This window comes from Streptomyces sp. NPDC127106, from assembly GCF_042677605.1.
Classification (GTDB): Bacteria; Actinomycetota; Actinomycetes; order Streptomycetales; family Streptomycetaceae; genus Streptomyces.
Genome location: NZ_JBHXTC010000002.1, coordinates 110,406 through 128,329, shown reverse-complemented (window position 1 = coordinate 128,329; position 17,924 = coordinate 110,406). Strand labels below are relative to the sequence as shown.

Sequence of the window (17,924 nt, the reverse complement as noted above, 5' to 3'; positions counted from 1 at the left end):
TCCCTCCGCCGCGCGAGGAGAAAGAGAGCACCACAGCATGTTCGAGACCACCCGCGACGACCTTCGCGCCACCCTCGACGAGATCCGCTCCGCCGGCCTGCACAAGCCCGAGCGCGTCATCGGCACCCCGCAGAGCGCGGCCGTCGCCGTGACCGCCGGCGGCACCCCCGGCGAGGTCCTCAACTTCTGCGCCAACAACTACCTCGGCCTCGCGGACCACCCCGAGGTCATCGCCGCTGCCAAGGACGCCCTCGACCGCTGGGGCTACGGCATGGCATCCGTCCGTTTCATCTGCGGCACGCAGGAGGTGCACAAGGAGCTGGAGGCGCGCCTGTCCTCCTTCCTCGGCCAGGAGGACACGATCCTCTACTCCTCCTGCTTCGACGCCAACGGCGGCGTCTTCGAGACCATCCTGGGCGCCGAGGACGCGGTCATCTCCGACGCCCTCAACCACGCCTCGATCATCGACGGCATCCGCCTCTCCAAGGCCCGCCGCTTCCGCTACGCCAACCGCGACATGGCCGAGCTGGAAGCGCGCCTGAAGGAGGCCACCGAGGGCGGCGCCCGCCGCAAGCTGATCGTCACCGACGGCGTCTTCTCCATGGACGGCTACGTCGCCCCCCTGACCGAGATCTGCGACCTCGCCGACCGCTACGACGCCATGGTCATGGTCGACGACTCGCACGCGGTGGGCTTCGTCGGCCCCGGCGGCCGCGGCACCCCCGAACTGCACGGCGTCATGGACCGCGTCGATATCATCACGGGCACGCTCGGCAAGGCCCTCGGCGGTGCCTCCGGCGGCTACGTCGCCGCCCGCGCCGAGATCGTCGAGCTGCTGCGTCAGCGCTCCCGCCCGTACCTCTTCTCCAACTCCCTCGCCCCGGTCATCGCGGCCGCCTCCCTCAAGGTCCTCGACCTGCTGGAGTCCGCGGGCGACCTGCGCGAGCGCCTCGCCGCCAACACGGCCCTCTTCCGCACGAAGATGACCGAGGCCGGCTTCGAGATCCTCCCCGGCGACCACGCCATCGCCCCCGTGATGATCGGCGACGCCGCGGAGGCGGGCCGCATGGCCGAGCTGCTCCTCGAGCGCGGCGTCTACGTGATCGGCTTCTCCTACCCGGTCGTGCCGATGGGCCAGGCCCGGATCCGCGTGCAGCTCTCGGCCGCGCACTCCACGGCCGACGTCGAGCGCGCCGTCGCCGCCTTCGTCGACGCTCGCGCGGCGCTCGCCGCTGACCAGGGCTGACATCATGGAGGGGTGATCGACCCCCGCCGGCTGCGCATCCTGCGAGCCGTGGCGGACCACCGTACGGTGACCGCCGCGGCCGCAGCCCTGTACCTCACCCCGTCCGCCGTCTCGCAGCAGCTCGCGGCGCTGGAACAGGAGACCGGGCACGCGCTCCTGACCCGCAGCGGGCGGGGAGTCCGGCTGACGGCCGCCGGTGAGATCCTGCTCGGCCACGCCCACGAGGTCCTGGCCCAGCTCGAACGGGCCGAAGCCGAGCTCGCCGCCTACGCGGAAGGGACGGCCGGCGAGGTCACCGTGGCCGCATTCGCCACGGGCATCGCCGAGGTGCTCGCCCCCGCGATCGCCGGCCTCGCCCGCTCCCACCCCGGCATCCGGCTGCGGGTCCGGGACGCGGAGGGCGACGAGAGCCTGCCCATGCTGCTCGACGGCGAAGCCGACCTCGCGCTGGCCGTCGAGTACCGGGGCGCCCCGGGCGCCGACGACGGCCGCCTGTCCGTCCTGCCGCTGTACGCCGAACCCTTCGACGCGGTGCTCCCGTCGGGGCATCCCCTGGCCGACCTGCCCGAGGTGGCCCTGGCCGACCTCTCGGGCTCGGACTGGGTGGGGCAGTATCCCGGGAACCCGTGCCACGACGTGACCCTGCTGGCGTGCGAGCTGGCCGGGTTCCAGCCGCGGTTCCGGCACTCGTCCGACGACTTCCGGGCCGTCACGGCGCTGGTGGGCGCAGGGGTGGGGGTCGCCCTCGTACCGCGCTCGGCGCTGCGGGGCATGGACCTCAAGGAGGTCCAGGTCCGCCCGGTCGCCGGCCCGGCGGCAACCCGCCGCGTCTTCGCCGCAACCCGGCGGGGCGCGGAAACCCATCCCCTGATCGCTCCGGTCCTGGCGGCCCTGTCGCGGGAGGCGAACCGGTTGCCGACGCATTAGGGCGGGGGGATCCCCGGTTTCGGGGTCGGGGGGTGTCCGGGGGCTTCCCGGCAGCCCATCGTCCTTCCGGGGCGGGCCGGCCCATCAAGGGCGCCTTCGTCGTCGCGTCGCTGCGCGATGGCCTGCGGCCACCCTTGACCGGCCGACCCGCCCCGGAATGCCAAAGAGCTGCCGGGAAGCCCCCGAAGGATGGCCAGGGGGACAGTTCAAGGGACGGCCCTCGTCGGAGCAGCCGCCCCTGGCTCCGCCCCGCAAGGTCCCATGCCCTCAGGACCACCAGGCCCACCCGTGCCGGGCGTGCGGGCACGAAAGCCGCCCCCAAGGCCCACCTCGAGCCCGCTCGGCAGCGACGCGGCCCCGACCTGCAGCACATGTCGATCAGAAGCCCATCGGGACACGCCGACCGCCCCAGATCGCTACGCGCTCCTCTTTTCTCGGCGTCCCGCCCCCGTCTGGGGCTGGTGGGCGGGTTTCGTGCCCTCACACCCGCCCGTCCGGCCCCCGTTTGGGGCTGGTGGGCGGGTTTCCCTCACACCCGCAGCACGTTCACCCCCGCTGTCTCGAAGGCGTTCGCCACGGCGTCCGGGAGGCCCGTGTCCGTGACCAGGGTGTGGACCGATTCCGGCGGGCAGATGCGGGCGAAGGCGCGGACTCCGAGTTTGCTGGAGTCGGCCGCGACGACCACGCGGCGGGCGCGCTCGCACAGGAGGCGGTTCATCGCGGCCTCGTCCTCGTGCCGGGTCGCTGCCCCGTCGGCCGGGTCGAAGGCGTCGACGCCCACGATCGCGGTGTCCACGGTGAGCTGGCCCAGCACCTGCTGGGCCAGGGGGCCGGTCAGCTCGTACGACTGGGCGCGGGCGACCCCGCCGGTCAGGACGATTTTGAACTGCGGTCTGATGACGAGCTCTCCCGCGATGTTGAGCGCATTGGTCACCACCGTCAGCGCCGGCGCCCCCGACGCCAGGTCCTGACGGCCCGCCAAGGCCCGGGCCACCTCCGTGGTCGTGGTGCCGCCGGTCAGGCCGATCACCTCGCCCGGTGTGACCAGGGCGGCCACCGCCCCGCTGATGCGGTGTTTCTCGGCGGCCCGGCGGGAGGTGCGGTAGCGCAGCGGGAGTTCGTACGAGACCCCGTGCACCGCGGCCCCTCCGCGGGTGCGGACCAGTAGCTGCTGTTCGGCCAGCCGGTCGAGGTCGCGGCGGATCGTCGCGGCGGAGACTCCGAGGGATTCCGCCGCGGGCTCGACCTCCAGCTCGCCCCGCTCCACCAACAGGTCCAGCAGTGTCTGCCAGCGTTCCTTGCGGGTCATGGACCCCATGGCGTACGCCCCCTCCGCTCGCTCCGAACCGGTCAGCCGTCCGTCCGAAGCGGCCGCCCCCACACCCTCGTTCCTCCGACACTAGCCGACCCGATCACCCCCAAGATGCTTGAAGTTGCGCGAAAGTGCCCGATACCGTGCAGCAAACCGCAATGAAGCAAGTGAGCGCACAAGCCGGGCCAGGAAGCGGGAGCCGTCAAATGAGCCAGAGCCACGTCGCATACGAGTTGGGCACACAGCCCGATTGCTGGGAGCGGGCGGCCGAGCTGGCCCCGGCCCGGCGGACGGTGCTTCCGCAGCCGGGGGAACGGGCCGCGATCGTCGGGTGCGGGACCTCGTACTACATGGCGCAGGCGGCCGCCGTGCTGCGCGAGGAGTCCGGTGAGGGGGAGACGGACGCGTTCCCCGCCTCCGAGTTCCCGCTGCACCGCCGCTACGACCGGGTCGTCGCCCTGACCCGTTCCGGTACGACCACCGAGGTGCTGGACCTGCTCGCCGGGCTGCGGGAGACGGGCGTGCCCACGACCGCGGTGGTCGGGGACCCGGCGACTCCGGTGATGGGGCTCGCCGACGCGCTGGTGGTCCTGGACTTCGCGGACGAGCAGTCCGTCGTGCAGACCCGCTTCGCAACGACCGCCCTGACCCTCCTCCGCGCCCATGTCGGCCGGCACACCCCCGCAGCGGTGGCCGACGCGCGCACCGCCCTCGCCGAGCCGCTGCCCGAACACCTCGCACAGCACCGCCAGTTCACCTTCCTCGGCCGCGGCTGGAGCGTGGGGCTGGCGCACGAGGCCGCGCTCAAGATGCGCGAGGCGTCACTGTCCTGGGCCGAGTCCTACCCGGCGATGGAGTACCGGCACGGCCCCATCAGCATCACCGGCCCGGGCACCGTCACGTGGTGCCTGGGCGAGGCCCCCGACGGGCTCGCCGAGCAAGTACGCGCGGCCGGCGGCGAGTGGGTGGCGGCCGGGCGGCTCGACCCGCTCGCCGAGCTCGTGCGGGTCCACCGGCTGGCCCTCGCCGCCGCCGCCCACCGGCAGCTGGATCCGGACCGGCCGCGGAACCTCACCCGCTCGGTGGTCCTCACCGCGGGCGAGGGGGCGGTCCGATGAGCCTGGCCGCCGCCGGTGAGCTCGTCCTGGAGGCGGCCGCCACCGGGCGGGCCGTGGCCGCGTTCAACATCATCACGCTGGAGCACGCCGAGGCCGTCGTCGCCGGCGCGGAGCAGGCGGGTGTGCCCGTCATCCTCCAACTGAGCGAGAACGCGGTGAAGTTCCGTGGTGGCGCGCTGCTGCCGATCTCGCGGGCCGCCGCCGCGTGCGCGGAGGCCGCCGCGGTCCGGGTCGGCCTGCACCTCGACCACGTCAAGAGCCCCGACCTGCTCCGGCAGGCCGTGGACGCCGGCTTCAGCTCGGTGATGTACGACGCCGCGCAGCTGCCGTACGCGGAGAACCTGGAGGCGACCCGCTCGGCCGCCGACTGGGCGCACACCAACGGCCTGTGGGTGGAAGCCGAGTTGGGGGAGGTGGGCGGGAAGAACGGAGAGGCGCCGCTCGATCCGCACGCACCCGGGGCCCGTACCGATCCGGACGAGGCGCGCCGGTTCGTGGCCGACTCCGGGGTGGACGCCCTCGCGGTGGCGGTCGGCAGCACCCATGCGATGACCAGCCGTACCGCCGCCCTGGACCACGCGCTGCTGGACCGGCTGGCCAAGACCGTGGGCGTGCCACTGGTGCTGCACGGGTCCTCGGGGCTGCCGGACTCGGAGCTCGCGGCCGCCGTGGCGGGCGGCATCCGCAAGGTCAACATCGGTACGGCGTTGAACGTGGCCATGACCGACGCCATCCGTTCCCACCTCACCCCGGCGGACCCGCGCCCGTATCTGACGGCGGCCCGTACGGCGATGGCCGCGACGGCGGCGGCAATGATCGGCGCGTTGATCCGCTGATCCGCTGACGAAGCCGGGTCCCCAGTGGTTCCCCGGCTCAGCGCGGTGCCACCAGCCGGGCCTGGTGGCAGGTGACGTCGTGCCAGCGGGCCCGGTCCGGGGTGGCGCCCCGGGCCAGGGTCCGCCGGGCCTCGATGGCCGTGACGTGGCGGTCGTCGGTGAGGCACATGACGAGGAACAGCCCCGTGTGCTCCGGCTCGGTCGTCTCGAGGTAGTACCAGTCGGCCCGGACGGCCCGGTTGCCGGCGAGGAACGGGCGCTGGAGGAAGTCCTGTACGTCCAACGGGAAGTGGCCGAGGACGTCCTGGGCCTCGGCGGGGTCCAGGACGAGCCGTTCCACCGGCGCGCCGGGCCGGCCGGGCGCAGCGGGACCGCTCCCCGCCGCTGCCGGACCACTGCCGAAGGACCGGCTCCGCAGCGTCCCGGGTTCCAGCCGTACGCGTTCGCCCCGGTACTCCCAGGCCGGGGCGGACGACCCGCCGCCGAGCCGCTCGGCCGGCCTCGGCCGGACCCGGCAGAGCCCGCGGTCGCCGAGCACCACGGCGAACGGGGCGCCGTCCTCGGTGAGGTGGGCCCACCAGAGCAGGACCGTGCCGGCCTTCTCCAGGGTCCTGGCCCGTACGTCGTCCGGCAGCCGCTCCCAGCAGACGTCCCGGGCGGGCAGCTCCGGGTCGACGGGCAGCGGACCGGGCTCGTGGATCTGCGTCAGTCCTTCGGGCTGCTCCGCCCGGGCGGCGGGCCGGTCCTGAGACGGTCCTCGTGCCGGCAGCCGGTCCCGCCCGGCGAACTCGCGCCGCCATGCCTCGTCCCTGTCCATCCCGCCATTGTCGGCCAGGGCGGTCCGGCCTGTCAGGCGTTCGGCGTCACCTCCCGTGCGTCCATGACCAGACCTCACATCACCGACCCTTCCGGATTCTTGAAACAGGTTCTACTCTGCCGCACACCCGACAGCAGACCACCCGGAGGGGCCGTGCACCTCGAATACACGCCTGAGCAGCAGCAGTTGCGCAGCGAGCTGCGCGCCTACTTCGCCGAGCTGGTCCCGCAGGACGTCCACGCCCGCTACGCGGACCCCGCCGCGCAGAAGCGCTTCTACCGGCAGACCATCCGCCGGCTCGGGGCGGACGGCTGGCTCGGGGTGGGCTGGCCCGAGGAGTACGGCGGGCGCGGCATGTCGGCCATGGACCAGTTCATCTTCTTCGACGAGGCCGCGCAGGCCGTCGTCCCGCTGCCGCTGATGGCCCTCAACACGGTCGGGCCCACCCTCATGCAGTTCGGCACCGACGAGCAGAAGGCGTACTTCCTGCCCAGGATCCTCTCCGGCGAGGTCGACTTCGCCATCGGCTACAGCGAGCCCGACGCCGGCACCGACCTCGCCGCCCTCAAGTGCCGGGCCGTCCGCGAGGGCGACGAGGAGACCGGCACCTACGTCGTCAACGGCCAGAAGATCTGGACCACCAACGGGGACACCGCCGACTGGGTGTGGCTCGCGGTCCGCACCGACCCGGACGCCCCCGCGCACAAGGGCATCACCATGCTCCTCGTACCGACGGACGACCCCGGCTACTCGTACACCCTCATCAACACCCTGGCCTCGCACGACACCACGGCCAGCTACTACGAGGACGTCCGGGTCCCGGCCGGCCGCCGCGTCGGACAGGAGAACAAGGGCTGGCGGCTGATCACCAACCAGCTCAACCACGAGCGGGTCACCCTCGCCGCCCACGGCACCATGGCGATCCGGGCGCTGCACGACGTCCAGCGCTGGGCGGCCGAGACCAAGCTCGTGGACGGGCGCCGTGTCATCGACCTCTCCTGGGTCCGCGGCCGCCTCGCCCGCACCCACGCCCGGCTCGACGCGATGAAGCTGCTGAACTGGCAGATGGTGAGCGCGGTCCAGGACGGCACCCTCACCCCGCAGGACGCCTCCGCCGTCAAGGTGTACGGCTCCGAGGCGCGCAGGGACGCGTACGCCTGGCTGATGGAGGTGGTGGCCGCAGCCGGCCCCCTCAAGGACGGCTCGGCGGGCGCCGTCCTGCACGGCGAACTGGAGCGCGGCTACCGCAGCGCGGTCATCTTCACCTTCGGAGGCGGCAACAACGAGATCCAGCGCGAGATCATCTCCTGGATCGGCCTGGGCATGCCCCGCGTCCGCCGCTGACCGCGTGCCCGGCGCACGGGTCATGGGGCGGACGGTGCCTCGAGCCGGCAGTGGACGTCGATGACGCCCTCGACGGAGTGGGTGAGGCGTTCGGCCAGGGGGATCAGCTCCCCGTCCGCCACCCGGCCCGTGAGGGTGGCGATGCCCCGGGACACCGACACCTCGACCGAGTCGTGGGAGAGCGGGAACAGGTGCTCGACGACGGTCCGGCGGATCTCGGTGGCCAGGTCCTCGTCGGAGCGGAGGAAGACCCTGAGGAGGTCGGCGCGGCTGACGATGCCCCTGAGGGTGCCGTCGGCGTCGACGACCGGGAGCCGCTTGACGTGCCGGTCGGCCATGAGGCGGGCGGCCCGGGGGAGGGTGGCGTCCGGGCGGATCGTGATGGCCGGCGTGGTCATGAGGTCCTCGGCGCGGGTGGAGCCGGACCCGGCGGTGTCGCCGAGGCGGCGCATCCGGTCGATCAGACGGGGGTGCTGCTCGTGGAACTCCCCCTCGTGAAGGAGGTCGGCCTCGGAGACCACGCCGACGACGCGGCCCTCGCCTTCGATGACGGGCAGGGCGGACACCTTCCACCGTTGCATCGCGGAGACGATGTCCTTGAAGCCGGTGGCGGGGGTGACGGCGATGACCTTGGTCGTCATGACGTCGGCGACGGTGTACGGGGTGGAGGTCATGGCGGCTCCTCGGCGTGCGGGTACGACGGCCGTCCAGCCCGGCTCGTGCTCGATCCGTCGCAGGGCAGCTCGGCCCGGTTGCGGCGGCGCAGGTCCGCGACACCCTGGAAGAGCCCGCAGGTGACCGGTGCTGACCGGGACATGGCGGCAGCCTCCTCTCGGAACGGATCCCGTGCCTTCACCATCGCACCGGCCGGGCCCTCCGGCAGGGCCCGACCGGTCCCCGCCCGGGGCCGACCGGCCCAAGCGGGGCGGAGGGGCGCGGGCGCAGCCTGGCGGTGCCCCCTTCGCACGGCACCCCGTCCCGCACACAGGGCACCGCACACAGAGAGAAGGCCCCGTCATGAAGGCTCTCGTCTTCCACGGGCCCGGGCAGACCTCCTGGCAGGACGTCCCGGACCCTTCGATCAAGGACGCAGCCGACGCGATCGTACGGGTCGACGACGTCACCATCTGCGGCACCGACCTGCACATCATCAAGGGCGACGTGCCCGACGTGACCCCCGGCCGGATCCTGGGCCACGAGGCCGTCGGCACCGTCGTCGAGACCGGCGGCGACGTCCGCACCGTCCGCCCCGGCGACCGCGTCCTGATCTCGTGCATCTCCGCCTGCGGCCGCTGCGGCTTCTGCCGCGAAGCCCGCTACGGTCAGTGCCGCGGGGGCGGCGGCTGGGTCCTGGGCCACACCATCGACGGCACCCAGGCCGAGTACGTGCGCGTTCCCTTCGCCGACCTCTCCGTCCACCCGCTGCCCAGCACCCTGGCGGGCCACGAGGCGGTCCTGCTCGCGGACATCTTCCCGACCTCGTACGAGGTGGGCGTCCTCAACGGCACCGTACGCCCCGGCGACACGGTGGTCGTGGTCGGCGCCGGCCCCATCGGTCTGGCGGCCATCGCGACCGCAGGGCTGTACAGCCCGTTCCGGACCATCGCCGTCGACCTCGCCGTCTCCCGGCTGGCAGCCGCCCGCGAGCTCGGTGCCGATGCCACCGTGAGCGCGCGGGAGGAGCCCGAGCGGCTGGTGGAGGACCTGACCGAGGGGCTCGGGGCGGACGTCGTCATCGAGGCCGTCGGGGTGCCGGAGGCGTTCGAGCTGTGCACCCGCATGGTCCGTCCCGGCGGCCGGGTCGCCAACATCGGCGTCCACGGCAAGCCCGCCACGCTCCACCTCGAAGACCTGTGGATCAAGGACGTCACCCTCACCACCGGTCTCGTCGACACCTATTCGACCCCCATGCTGCTGCGGATGACGGCCGCGGGCCGGCTGCCCGTGGCGGCGATGGTCACCCACCGGTTCGAGCTGGACCGCATGGAAGAGGCGTACGACGTCTTCTCCCGCGCCGCCGACACCGGCGCCCTCAAGGTCGTGCTCGGCGGACCGCAGCACGACACGCTCGCCGTACCGCACCAGGAGCAGTGATCACCGTGAAGAGCAGCCCGCACACCACGCCCCGACCGTCCGGCGGGACGGGCGGACGCACCGACCTGGGGCGCCGCCTGGCGGCCCGCCGCGAGGCCCTCGGCCTGAGCCGCGAGGAACTGGGCCGGCAGTGCGGAGCGGACGGCAACTACATCGCCTACCTGGAGGAGCGGGCGGCCTCGCCGTCCATCGGCACCCTCGTCCGCGTCGCTGACGCCCTCGGCGTCACGGTCGACGACCTGACCGGCGCCAGCGCCGAGCGGGCCCCCGGCCGGGCAACCGCCCGGCGCGACACCGCGCTCGTGCCGCTGGACGAGGCCGCGTGCCGGCGGCTGCTGGGCACGCACGGCGTGGGCCGCATCGCCGTCTTCACCCCCGACGGCCCGGCCGTCCTCCCCGTCAACTACCTGGTCACGGGGACCGGAATCGCCTTCCGTACGCACGCGCACGCCGTTGCCGCCAGAGCCGCGGGAACCGAGGCCGCCTTCGAGATCGACCGCATCGACGACGTGACCGCCGAAGGCTGGAGCGTCCTGGCCGTCGGCGAACTCGCGGCCGTCACCGACGCCGACGAACTCCGGCACCTGAGCGCCGAGACCCGGTCCCACCCGTGGGCCGGCGGCGACCGCACCCACTGGATGAAGCTCACCCCCGTCCGGCTCACCGGCCGCCGCGTGGTGCACGGCTGATGGACGCCGTCCGCGCGGTCGTCTTCGACACCGACGGGGTGCTGCTGGCCACGGCGGCCCGTCACGCGGCCGCCTGGAAGGAGACCTTCGACGGGTGCCTCGCCGCATGGCAGCACCGGGACACCGGTGGACCGCCGCGCGCGTTCGACGCCGTCCGCGACTACCGGGAGCTGGTGGACGGCCGGTCCCGGCTCGACGGCGTACGGGCCTTCCTCACGGCGCGCCGCATCGACCTCCCCGGCGGAAGCCCGCAGGACCCGCCGGGGTGCGGCAGTGCGCACGCGGTCGCCGCCCGCAAGGAGCAGATCTTCTCCGCGATGGTGCGGGCCGAAGGCGTGGAGGTCTTTGAAGACGTCCGGCCCGCGCTCCTGCGCCTCCGGGAGATGCAGGTCGGATGCGCGGCCGCCTCGGCCTCGCGGCACGCCCGCTCCCTCCTGGCAACCGCAGACATCACCGGCCTCTTCGCCGTCCTGGTGGACGGGACGGACGCGGAAGCGCTGGCCCTCCCCGGCAAGCCCGCGCCCGCCCTCTTCCTCGAGGCGGCCGACCGGCTCGGCTCCGGCCCCGAACACACCGCCGTGGTGGAGGACGCGCTCGTCGGCGTCGACGCGGGACGGCGGGGCGGCTTCCGCTTCGTCGTGGGAATCGACCGCGACGGTGACCCGCACACCGGGGACGCCCTGCGGGCGCACGGCGCCCACCTCGTCCTGCCCGACCTCGGCGGGCTGCCCGCCGCCCTTGCCGCCCTCGAAGGCGACCGGCCGTGACCACCTCCTGGCGCTGGGAGTACCGGGCCTACGCCCCCGAGACCGAGCGGCTGGCCGAGTCCTTGTGCACCCTCGGCAACGGCCGCTTCGCCACCCGCGGATCAGCCCCCGAGAGCACCGCCGACGGCGTCCACTACCCGGCCACCTACCTGGCCGGCTGCTACGACCGCCTCACCTCCACCGTCGCCGGACGGACGGTCTCCAACGAGGACATGGTCCGGCTGCCGGACTGGACCGCCCTGCGCTACCGCTGCCTGCCCGACGACGACGTACGGCCCGGTGACGTGCCGGCGGGCGACGCATCGGGCGACGCGCCGGCGGGCGACGCATCGGGCGACGCGCCGCCCGGGGACTGGCTCGGCCCGGACCACCCGACCCTGCGCCACCACCGCGTCTCGCTCGACCTGCGCACCGGCACGCTCACCCGTCACATGCTCTTCCACGATGCCCGAGGCCACCGCCTCGGCGTCACCCACACCCGCCTCGTCCACATGGGAGACCCGCACCTGGCCGCGCAGCGCACCGTCTTCCGCGCGTACGGCTGGAGCGGCCGGATCGAGGTCGCCGCCGTGCTCGACGGGGACGTCACCAACGCGGGAGTGGACCGCTACCGCGCCCTGGCCGGGCGGCACCTCGTCGCGCACCGGGCGGGAGTGGAAGCGGAAGGCACCGCCTGGTTGTCCTGCAGCACCTCCGCCTCGGACGTCCGGATCGGGCTCGCCGTACGGACCTCCGTGCGGCCCCTGGCGGCCGCGGACAGGGCGTCCGCCGTCACCGCCACCGCCACCGCCACGACACAGACGTCCGTCGTGCCGATCCGGCGGGGGCGGCCGGTCGTCGTCGTCAAGACCGCCGCCCTGTTCACCTCGCTCGACCGTCCCCTCGCCGATCCCGTACGACGCGGCATCGAGCACGCCGGGCACGCCCCGGACTTCCCGTCCCTGCTGGCGTCCCACCGGGCGTCCTGGCAGCGGATCTGGAGCGAGGGGGAGTTGAGGACGGAAGGCGAGACCGGGAGGATCCTGCGCCTGCACGCCTTCCACGTGCTGCAGACCCTCTCGCCGCACACCGCCGACCTCGATGTCGGCGTCCCCGCCCGGGGGTTGCACGGGGAGGCGTACCGGGGGCACGTCTTCTGGGACGAGTTGTTCGTCCTGCCCTACCTCGCCCTGCACTTCCCGGAGACCGCCCGCGCCCTCCTGATGTACCGGTACCGACGGCTGCCCGCCGCCCGGGAGTCGGCGCGCCGCGCCGGCGCCCAGGGGGCGATGTTCCCCTGGCAGAGCGGCAGTTCCGGCACCGAGGAGACACAGCGGTTCCACCTCAACCCCCGCTCCGGCCGCTGGCTGCCCGACCACTCCCACCTCCAGCACCACGTCGGCTCGGCCGTCGCCTGGAACGCGTGGCAGTACGGCCTCGCCACGGGCGACACCGGCTTCATGCACGGACCCGGGGCCGAACTCCTCCTGCACGTCGCCCACTTCTGGGCCGGCGCCGCCACCTGGGACGCCGGCCTTGGCCGCTACCGGATCCGCGGCGTCGTCGGCCCCGACGAATACCACGACGCCTACCCGGACGCCGCCGCTCCCGGCATCGACGACAACGCGTACACCAACGTCACCGCGGCCTGGGTGCTCGCCCGCGCCCTCGACCTGTACGGCGAGATCCCCGCCGCCCGGCGCACCGAGCTCCTCGCACACCTCGGCCTCGACGCGGACGACCTCGGAAGCTGGGAGGAACTCTCGCACCGCATGTACGTGCCCTTCCACCACGAGGTGATCAGCCAGTTCCACGGCTACGGCGACCTCGCCGAGTTCGACTGGGACACGTACCGCGCCCGCTACCGCGACATCCGCCGCCTGGACCGGATCCTGGAGGCCGAAGGCGACACCCCCAACCGCTACCAGGCGTCCAAGCAGGCCGACACCCTGATGCTCGGCTACCTCTTCCGGCCCGCGGAACTCGCCCGGCTGTTCAGCCGACTGGGCTACGCCCTCGACGACGAGCTGTGGGCGAGGACGGTGGCGTACTACCTGCGGCGGACCTGTCACGGCTCGACGCTCAGCAGCCTCGTCCACGGCTGGGTCCTCGCCCGGCAGCAGGGCCCCGAGGCGTGGCGGTTCTCCCGGGAAGCCCTGATCGGCGACGTCACCGACATCCAGGGCGGCACCACCGGCGAGGGCATCCACCTCGGCGCCATGGCCGGCACCCTCGACCTCGTCGAACGCGGCATCACCGGGCTCGACCCCGGTACCGACGGGCTGCACATCGACCCGGTGCCGCTCACCGAGATCCCCGGCTCCGCGTTCTCCTTCTCGTACCTCGGGCACCGGGACATCCGCATCCGCTTCCGGCCGGGCCGGCTGGGCATCCGCGTCCCGCCGTCGCCCCTCGGCCCGGTGCCCCTCGTCCTGCCCGGCGGCCGGCGGGAGCGGGTCGCGGCGGGCGGGGAGCGGTGGTTCCGCCTGCCGGCACGCTGAGACCCCGCCGTACGGCCCCCTCGCGTGGCGGGGCGTACGCGCCTCGTACACGCTGGAGGGAGAGCGCCGGAAGGAGTGAAGGGCATGGACGCGCAGAACGGGACGCCGCGGATCGTGGTGGGCCTCGACGGATCGCCCTCCTCCCAGGCCGCGCTGCGCTGGGCGGTGCGGTACGCCGGCCTCGTCGGCGGGCACGTCGTGGCGGTCACGGCATGGGAGGTACCCGGCAGCGCGTCGTGGTCGGCTCCGGCGGTGGACGCCACGTTCGACGAGGAAGAGGCCGAACGGCAGCTGGTCGAGGAGGTCCGCACCGTTCTCGGCGAGGACGGCGCCTCCCTGATCCACGAGCGCCTGGTCCACGGCCATCCGGCCGAGGTCCTGGTGGCCGAGGCCGAGGGAGCCGACGTGCTGGTCGTGGGCAGCCGTGGCCGCGGCGGCTTCCGCCGGGCCCTGCTCGGTTCGGTGAGCCAGCAGGTGGCGCTCCACGCCCCGTGCCCGGTGACCATCGTCCGTCCGGACGTGCCCGTCGACTGAGCCCCCGTCGCGCACCGAGGGGGGAGCGACGGCGGTGGCGTCCCACCACGACCAGAGCCGCACTCCGGCTCGCGCGGCGAGCCGTTCCTCCGCGTGCTCGGCTGCGCTCACCACGGCATCGCGTGACGGGAGCGGCCGGCGTGCGCGCTCGCCCCGTCGTCGGTGCGGGCCCTGACGTGCCCGGTCACGGCCACGACTCCGTCGAGCCGTTCGACGAGGCCGAGGAGCACGTGCAGCTGGCTGCGGAGCGGCACGCAGCCGTCCAGGGTCACGATGCCGTCCACCACGTGAACGTCGACGGCGTCGGCCGACCCACCCAGAACGTACCCGAGGACGTCCTGGACGCGCCGGCGCACCTCGGCGTCCGGACGCAGGAACATGCGGAGCAGGTCCCGGCGGGTGACGATGCCGACGAGCCGGTCCTCCACGTCCACGACGGGCAGCCGTTCGATGCCGCGGCGCGACATCAGGCGGGCGGCGTCGGCGGCCGTCGCCTCGGCGTGGACGGTGACCGCGGGTGCCGTCATGATCCCGCCGGCCGTGGGCGGCCGGGCCGTACCCCGATCCTGCCGGGGTGCGTCCGGGCCCGGTGCGGCGTGCTCCAGCACGTCGGTCTGCGAGACGACGCCCACCACGCGGTCCTCGTCGTCCAGGACGGGAACCCCGCTGATGTCGTACTGGGCGAGCAGCTTCGCGACGTCCTTGAAGGTGGTGCCGGGCGTCACGGAGACGACCTCGTCGGTCATCAGGTCCGCCACCTTGATCCGGTTCATGAGGCCCTCCTGCTCCACCCTGCCCGTGCCGCGCCGCCGTGCCGTGACGTTTCGTGCCCGTGGCTGATTTCCGGTGCGTGTGCCCCTCACCATCCGCCGCAGCGGAGAGGGGGACGAGGGCCGAACGGTCCCGTCCGGGGGCCCGGGCGGCCCTCGCGCGGTCAGCCGCCGTGGCCGTGGCCGTGGTCGTGGTCGTGGTCGTGGACCTGTGCGGCGATCACGGCCGCCTGGACCCGGCGCTCGACTCCGAGTTTGCCCAGGAGCCGGGAGATGTGGTTCTTGACCGTCTTCTCGGAGAGGTACAGCCGCTTGGCGATCTGCCGGTTGGTGAGGCCGTCGCCGATGAGTTCCAGGACGGCCCGCTCCCGCTCCGACAGCGCCGCCAGGCGCGGGTCCGCCGGCTCCCCGGGCGGCTCCGGGTCGCGCAGGGAGTGCATCAGACGGGCGGTGGTGGCCGGGTCCAGCATGGACTGGCCGGTGGCGACCGTCCGCACGGCGGCCACCAGGTCGGAGCCCTTGATCTGCTTCAGCACGTAGCCGGCGGCACCCGCCATGATCGCGTCCAGCAGGGCGTCCTCGTCGTCGAACGACGTCAGCATCAGGCAGGCCAGCCCCGGCATGCGCGACCGCAGCTCCCGGCAGACGCCGATGCCGTCGCCGTCGGGCAGCCGTACGTCGAGCACGGCGACGTCCGGGCGCAGCGCCGGCCCGCGGGTCAGCGCCTGCTCGGCCGTGCCCGCCTCACCCACGACGGTGATGTCCGGCTCGGCGTCGAGGAGGTCGCGCAGTCCGCGCCGGACGACTTCGTGGTCGTCGAGGAGGAACACCTTGATCGGTGCCCCGGCGGAGGTGGCCGGATCGTCGGACATGATCGCCCCTGGTTCGGTCTGCGTCGCCCCTGGTTCGGTCTGCGCCGTGCGCTTTCACCCGAATTGTCTCAGGAAGCGCGGCCACGGGCCCTGGGGTCCCGGCGGCCCGCCCCCCGTGAGCAGCCGGTGGCGGGCACCGGGTCGGGCCGCGCTCGCGCGCTTCACGCGTCTGCGCCCGCCCGCACGGCACGATGGTGCGGCACACGCCCGCAGGGAGTCCCGGAGGTGCCATGCCGGAGCGCCGGCCGATCGCTGTGCTTCCGCCCGTGTTCCGCGGCTACCGCAGGACATGGCTGCGCGGTGACCTCCTGGCGGGGGTCACGGTCGCCGCCTATCTCGTGCCCCAGGTCATGGCCTACGCCGGGGTGGCCGGCCTGCCGCCGGTCACCGGGCTGTGGGCCGTCCTTCCGGCCATGGCGCTCTACACCCTGGTCGGGTCGTCCCGGCTGCTGTCCGTCGGACCGGAGTCGACCACGGCCCTCATGACCGCCGTGGCCGTCGCCCCGCTCGCGGGCGGTGACCCCGCGCGGTACGCGGTGCTCGCGGCAGCCCTGGCGGTCGTGGTCGGCCTGCTCTGCACGGTCGCGTGGGTCGTCCGGCTCGGCTTCCTCGCGGACCTGCTCTCCCACCCCGTGCTCGTCGGCTACATGGCCGGCGTCGCCTGCATCATGATCGTGGACCAGCTGCCCAAGCTCACCGGGGTCAGCGGCAGCGGGTCGGGGTTCTTCCCCCAGCTGTTCTCGTTCCTCCGCGACCTCGGCGACGTGCACCGGCCCACGGCCGTGCTGGCCGCCGGATGCCTGGCTCTGCTGTTCACCCTGCCCCTGCTGGGGCGCACCGTGCCCGGACCCCTCGTCGTCCTCGTCCTCTCCACGGCCGTGGTGGCCGGGTTCGGCCTCGACGCCCGGTACGGCATCGACGTCATCGGCGCCGTCCCCACCGGGCTGCCGGGCTTCGCCCTGCCCCGTCCGTCCGACTACGCCGGCCTGGTCCTGCCGGCCCTCGGAGTGCTCCTCGTCGGCTACTCGGACGTCGTCCTGACCGCGCGCGCCTTCGCCCGCCGCGGCGACCCGCAGCCCCTGGACGCGGACCGCGAACTGCTCGGCCTGGGCGTGGCCAACCTCGGCGCCGGCGTCGTCCAGGGATTCCCTGTCAGCAGCAGCGCCAGCCGTACCGCCCTCGCGGACTCCGCGGGCGCCCGCACCCAGGTGTACTCGCTCGTGGGCGCCGTCTGCGTCGTCGCCGTCCTGCTCTTCCTCGGCCCCCTGCTCGCCCACACCCCGTCCGCCGCCCTCGGCGCCATCGTCGTCTACGCCGCGCTGCGCCTGGTCGAGTTCGGCGAGTTCCGCCGGCTCGCGGCCTTCCGCCGCCGCGAACTCCTCCTGGCCCTCGGCTGCACGCTCGGCGTCCTCGCCCTCGGCATCCTGTACGGCGTCCTCGTCGCCGTGGCCCTGTCCGTCGCCGAACTGCTCACCCGGGTCGCCCGCCCGCACGATGCCGTCCAGGGCATCGTCCCCGGCCTGGCCGGCATGCACGACGTCGACGACTACCCGACCGCCCGCACCATCCCCGGCCTGCTCGTCTACCGCTACGACTCCCCGCTCTTCTTCGCCAACGCGGACGACTTCCGCCGCCGGGCCCTGGCCGCAGTCGACGCGCAGGACGAACCGGTCCGCTGGTTCGTCCTGAACACCGAGGCCAACGTCGAGGTCGACATCACCGCCCTCGACGCCGTCGAGGCCCTGCGCGCCGAACTCACCGACCGGGGCATCGTCTTCGCCCTCGCCCGGGTCAAGCAGGACCTCCGCGCGCCCCTCGACGCCTACGGCCTCACCGCGTCCGTCGGAGAGGACCGCATCTTCGCCACCCTCCCCACCGCCGTCGCCGCCTACCGCACCCGGCGGGACGACCCGGGCACGGAGTCCTCGCCGCCGGGATGACGGGCCGCGTCCTCGCGCTGTGTCAGCGGCCCGGCGCCGACCGTGCCCGCCCGGCCGCCGCGGCGCAGGCCCGCCACCGGCGGGGGGGCGGCGGCGGGGGGGCCGCGGCGCGCCGCGGCGGGCGGCGGGGGGGGGGGGGGCTAGCGGGGGCGGTTCACAGAAGAGCGCGCCCGCGAGA

The 17,924-nt window shown here is 73.9% G+C and carries 17 protein-coding genes; 11 read left to right on the top strand and 6 right to left on the bottom strand.

The annotated features are described in order from the left end of the window. The first annotated feature begins 37 nt into the window (after positions 1-37). Positions 38-1,246, top strand: coding sequence for a glycine C-acetyltransferase (locus ACFVGY_RS03250; RefSeq protein ID WP_385670151.1), 1,209 nt, complete (start codon positions 38-40; stop codon positions 1,244-1,246). A gap of 12 nt (positions 1,247-1,258) precedes the next feature. Continuing rightward, the gene (locus tag ACFVGY_RS03245; RefSeq protein WP_385670148.1) at positions 1,259-2,173 is read left to right on the top strand and encodes a LysR family transcriptional regulator; all 915 of its coding nucleotides are present in this window, start codon (positions 1,259-1,261) and stop codon (positions 2,171-2,173) included. Positions 2,174-2,702: 529 nt separating this feature from the next. Here ACFVGY_RS03245 and ACFVGY_RS03240 read toward each other — a convergent pair. Then, positions 2,703-3,482: a DeoR/GlpR family DNA-binding transcription regulator gene (locus ACFVGY_RS03240; RefSeq protein WP_385670857.1), complete on the bottom strand. Its 780-nt coding sequence runs from the start codon at positions 3,480-3,482 to the stop codon at positions 2,703-2,705. 209 nt (positions 3,483-3,691) lie between these two features. Between ACFVGY_RS03240 and ACFVGY_RS03235 the strand changes: the two genes are divergently transcribed. Together ACFVGY_RS03235 and ACFVGY_RS03230 are read left to right on the top strand one after the other, a co-directional pair. Continuing rightward, positions 3,692-4,603, top strand: coding sequence for an SIS domain-containing protein (locus ACFVGY_RS03235; protein ID WP_385670145.1), 912 nt, complete (start codon positions 3,692-3,694; stop codon positions 4,601-4,603). After that, positions 4,600-5,439: a class II fructose-bisphosphate aldolase gene (locus ACFVGY_RS03230; protein WP_385670142.1), complete on the top strand. Its 840-nt coding sequence runs from the start codon at positions 4,600-4,602 to the stop codon at positions 5,437-5,439. The genes ACFVGY_RS03235 and ACFVGY_RS03230 overlap by 4 nt, the downstream gene beginning before the upstream one ends. A 37-nt stretch (positions 5,440-5,476) precedes the next feature. On the opposite strand, the gene ACFVGY_RS03225 is transcribed toward ACFVGY_RS03230, so the two are convergent. After that, positions 5,477-6,256: a hypothetical protein gene (locus ACFVGY_RS03225; RefSeq protein ID WP_385670139.1), complete on the bottom strand. Its 780-nt coding sequence runs from the start codon at positions 6,254-6,256 to the stop codon at positions 5,477-5,479. 153 nt (positions 6,257-6,409) lie between these two features. Here ACFVGY_RS03225 and ACFVGY_RS03220 point away from each other — a divergent pair, with 153 nt between their 5' ends. Next, complete coding sequence (locus ACFVGY_RS03220) at positions 6,410-7,600, top strand: acyl-CoA dehydrogenase family protein (RefSeq protein ID WP_385670136.1); 1,191 nt, start codon at positions 6,410-6,412, stop codon at positions 7,598-7,600. 20 nt (positions 7,601-7,620) lie between these two features. On the opposite strand, the gene ACFVGY_RS03215 is transcribed toward ACFVGY_RS03220, so the two are convergent. Both ACFVGY_RS03215 and ACFVGY_RS03210 read right to left on the bottom strand, forming a co-directional pair. Beyond that, the gene (locus tag ACFVGY_RS03215) at positions 7,621-8,274 is read right to left on the bottom strand and encodes a CBS domain-containing protein (protein WP_385670133.1); all 654 of its coding nucleotides are present in this window, start codon (positions 8,272-8,274) and stop codon (positions 7,621-7,623) included. After that, positions 8,271-8,417, bottom strand: coding sequence for a hypothetical protein (locus ACFVGY_RS03210; protein WP_385670130.1), 147 nt, complete (start codon positions 8,415-8,417; stop codon positions 8,271-8,273). Before ACFVGY_RS03210 ends, ACFVGY_RS03215 begins: the two co-directional genes overlap by 4 nt. A 200-nt stretch (positions 8,418-8,617) precedes the next feature. On the opposite strand from ACFVGY_RS03210, the gene ACFVGY_RS03205 reads away from it, so the two are divergent. The 5 genes from ACFVGY_RS03205 (at position 8,618) to ACFVGY_RS03185 (ending at position 14,164) form a co-directional block, all read left to right on the top strand. Next, entirely contained in the window at positions 8,618-9,694 is a 1,077-nt protein-coding gene (locus tag ACFVGY_RS03205; RefSeq protein ID WP_385670127.1) for a zinc-dependent alcohol dehydrogenase family protein, read from the top strand. Beyond that, complete coding sequence (locus tag ACFVGY_RS03200; RefSeq protein WP_385670124.1) at positions 9,691-10,383, top strand: helix-turn-helix domain-containing protein; 693 nt, start codon at positions 9,691-9,693, stop codon at positions 10,381-10,383. The genes ACFVGY_RS03205 and ACFVGY_RS03200 overlap by 4 nt, the downstream gene beginning before the upstream one ends. After that, positions 10,383-11,150 carry an HAD family hydrolase gene (locus tag ACFVGY_RS03195; protein ID WP_385670121.1) on the top strand — a complete coding sequence of 256 codons (768 nt, stop codon included), beginning with the start codon at positions 10,383-10,385 and terminating at the stop codon, positions 11,148-11,150. Before ACFVGY_RS03200 ends, ACFVGY_RS03195 begins: the two co-directional genes overlap by 1 nt. Next, positions 11,147-13,630: a glycoside hydrolase family 65 protein gene (locus ACFVGY_RS03190; protein ID WP_385670118.1), complete on the top strand. Its 2,484-nt coding sequence runs from the start codon at positions 11,147-11,149 to the stop codon at positions 13,628-13,630. Before ACFVGY_RS03195 ends, ACFVGY_RS03190 begins: the two co-directional genes overlap by 4 nt. A gap of 84 nt (positions 13,631-13,714) precedes the next feature. Continuing rightward, positions 13,715-14,164 (top strand): universal stress protein, encoded by a 450-nt coding sequence (locus ACFVGY_RS03185; RefSeq protein ID WP_385670115.1) that lies wholly within the window; start codon positions 13,715-13,717, stop codon positions 14,162-14,164. 107 nt (positions 14,165-14,271) lie between these two features. On the opposite strand, the gene ACFVGY_RS03180 is transcribed toward ACFVGY_RS03185, so the two are convergent. Both ACFVGY_RS03180 and ACFVGY_RS03175 read right to left on the bottom strand, forming a co-directional pair. Next, a complete protein-coding gene (locus tag ACFVGY_RS03180; protein ID WP_385670113.1) occupies positions 14,272-14,937 on the bottom strand; it encodes a CBS domain-containing protein in 666 nt (221 codons plus the stop codon). A gap of 161 nt (positions 14,938-15,098) precedes the next feature. Beyond that, positions 15,099-15,806 (bottom strand): response regulator, encoded by a 708-nt coding sequence (locus tag ACFVGY_RS03175; RefSeq protein ID WP_385670110.1) that lies wholly within the window; start codon positions 15,804-15,806, stop codon positions 15,099-15,101. A gap of 230 nt (positions 15,807-16,036) precedes the next feature. On the opposite strand from ACFVGY_RS03175, the gene ACFVGY_RS03170 reads away from it, so the two are divergent. Next, a complete protein-coding gene (locus tag ACFVGY_RS03170; RefSeq protein WP_385670107.1) occupies positions 16,037-17,746 on the top strand; it encodes a SulP family inorganic anion transporter in 1,710 nt (569 codons plus the stop codon). Positions 17,747-17,924: the final 178 nt, after the last annotated feature.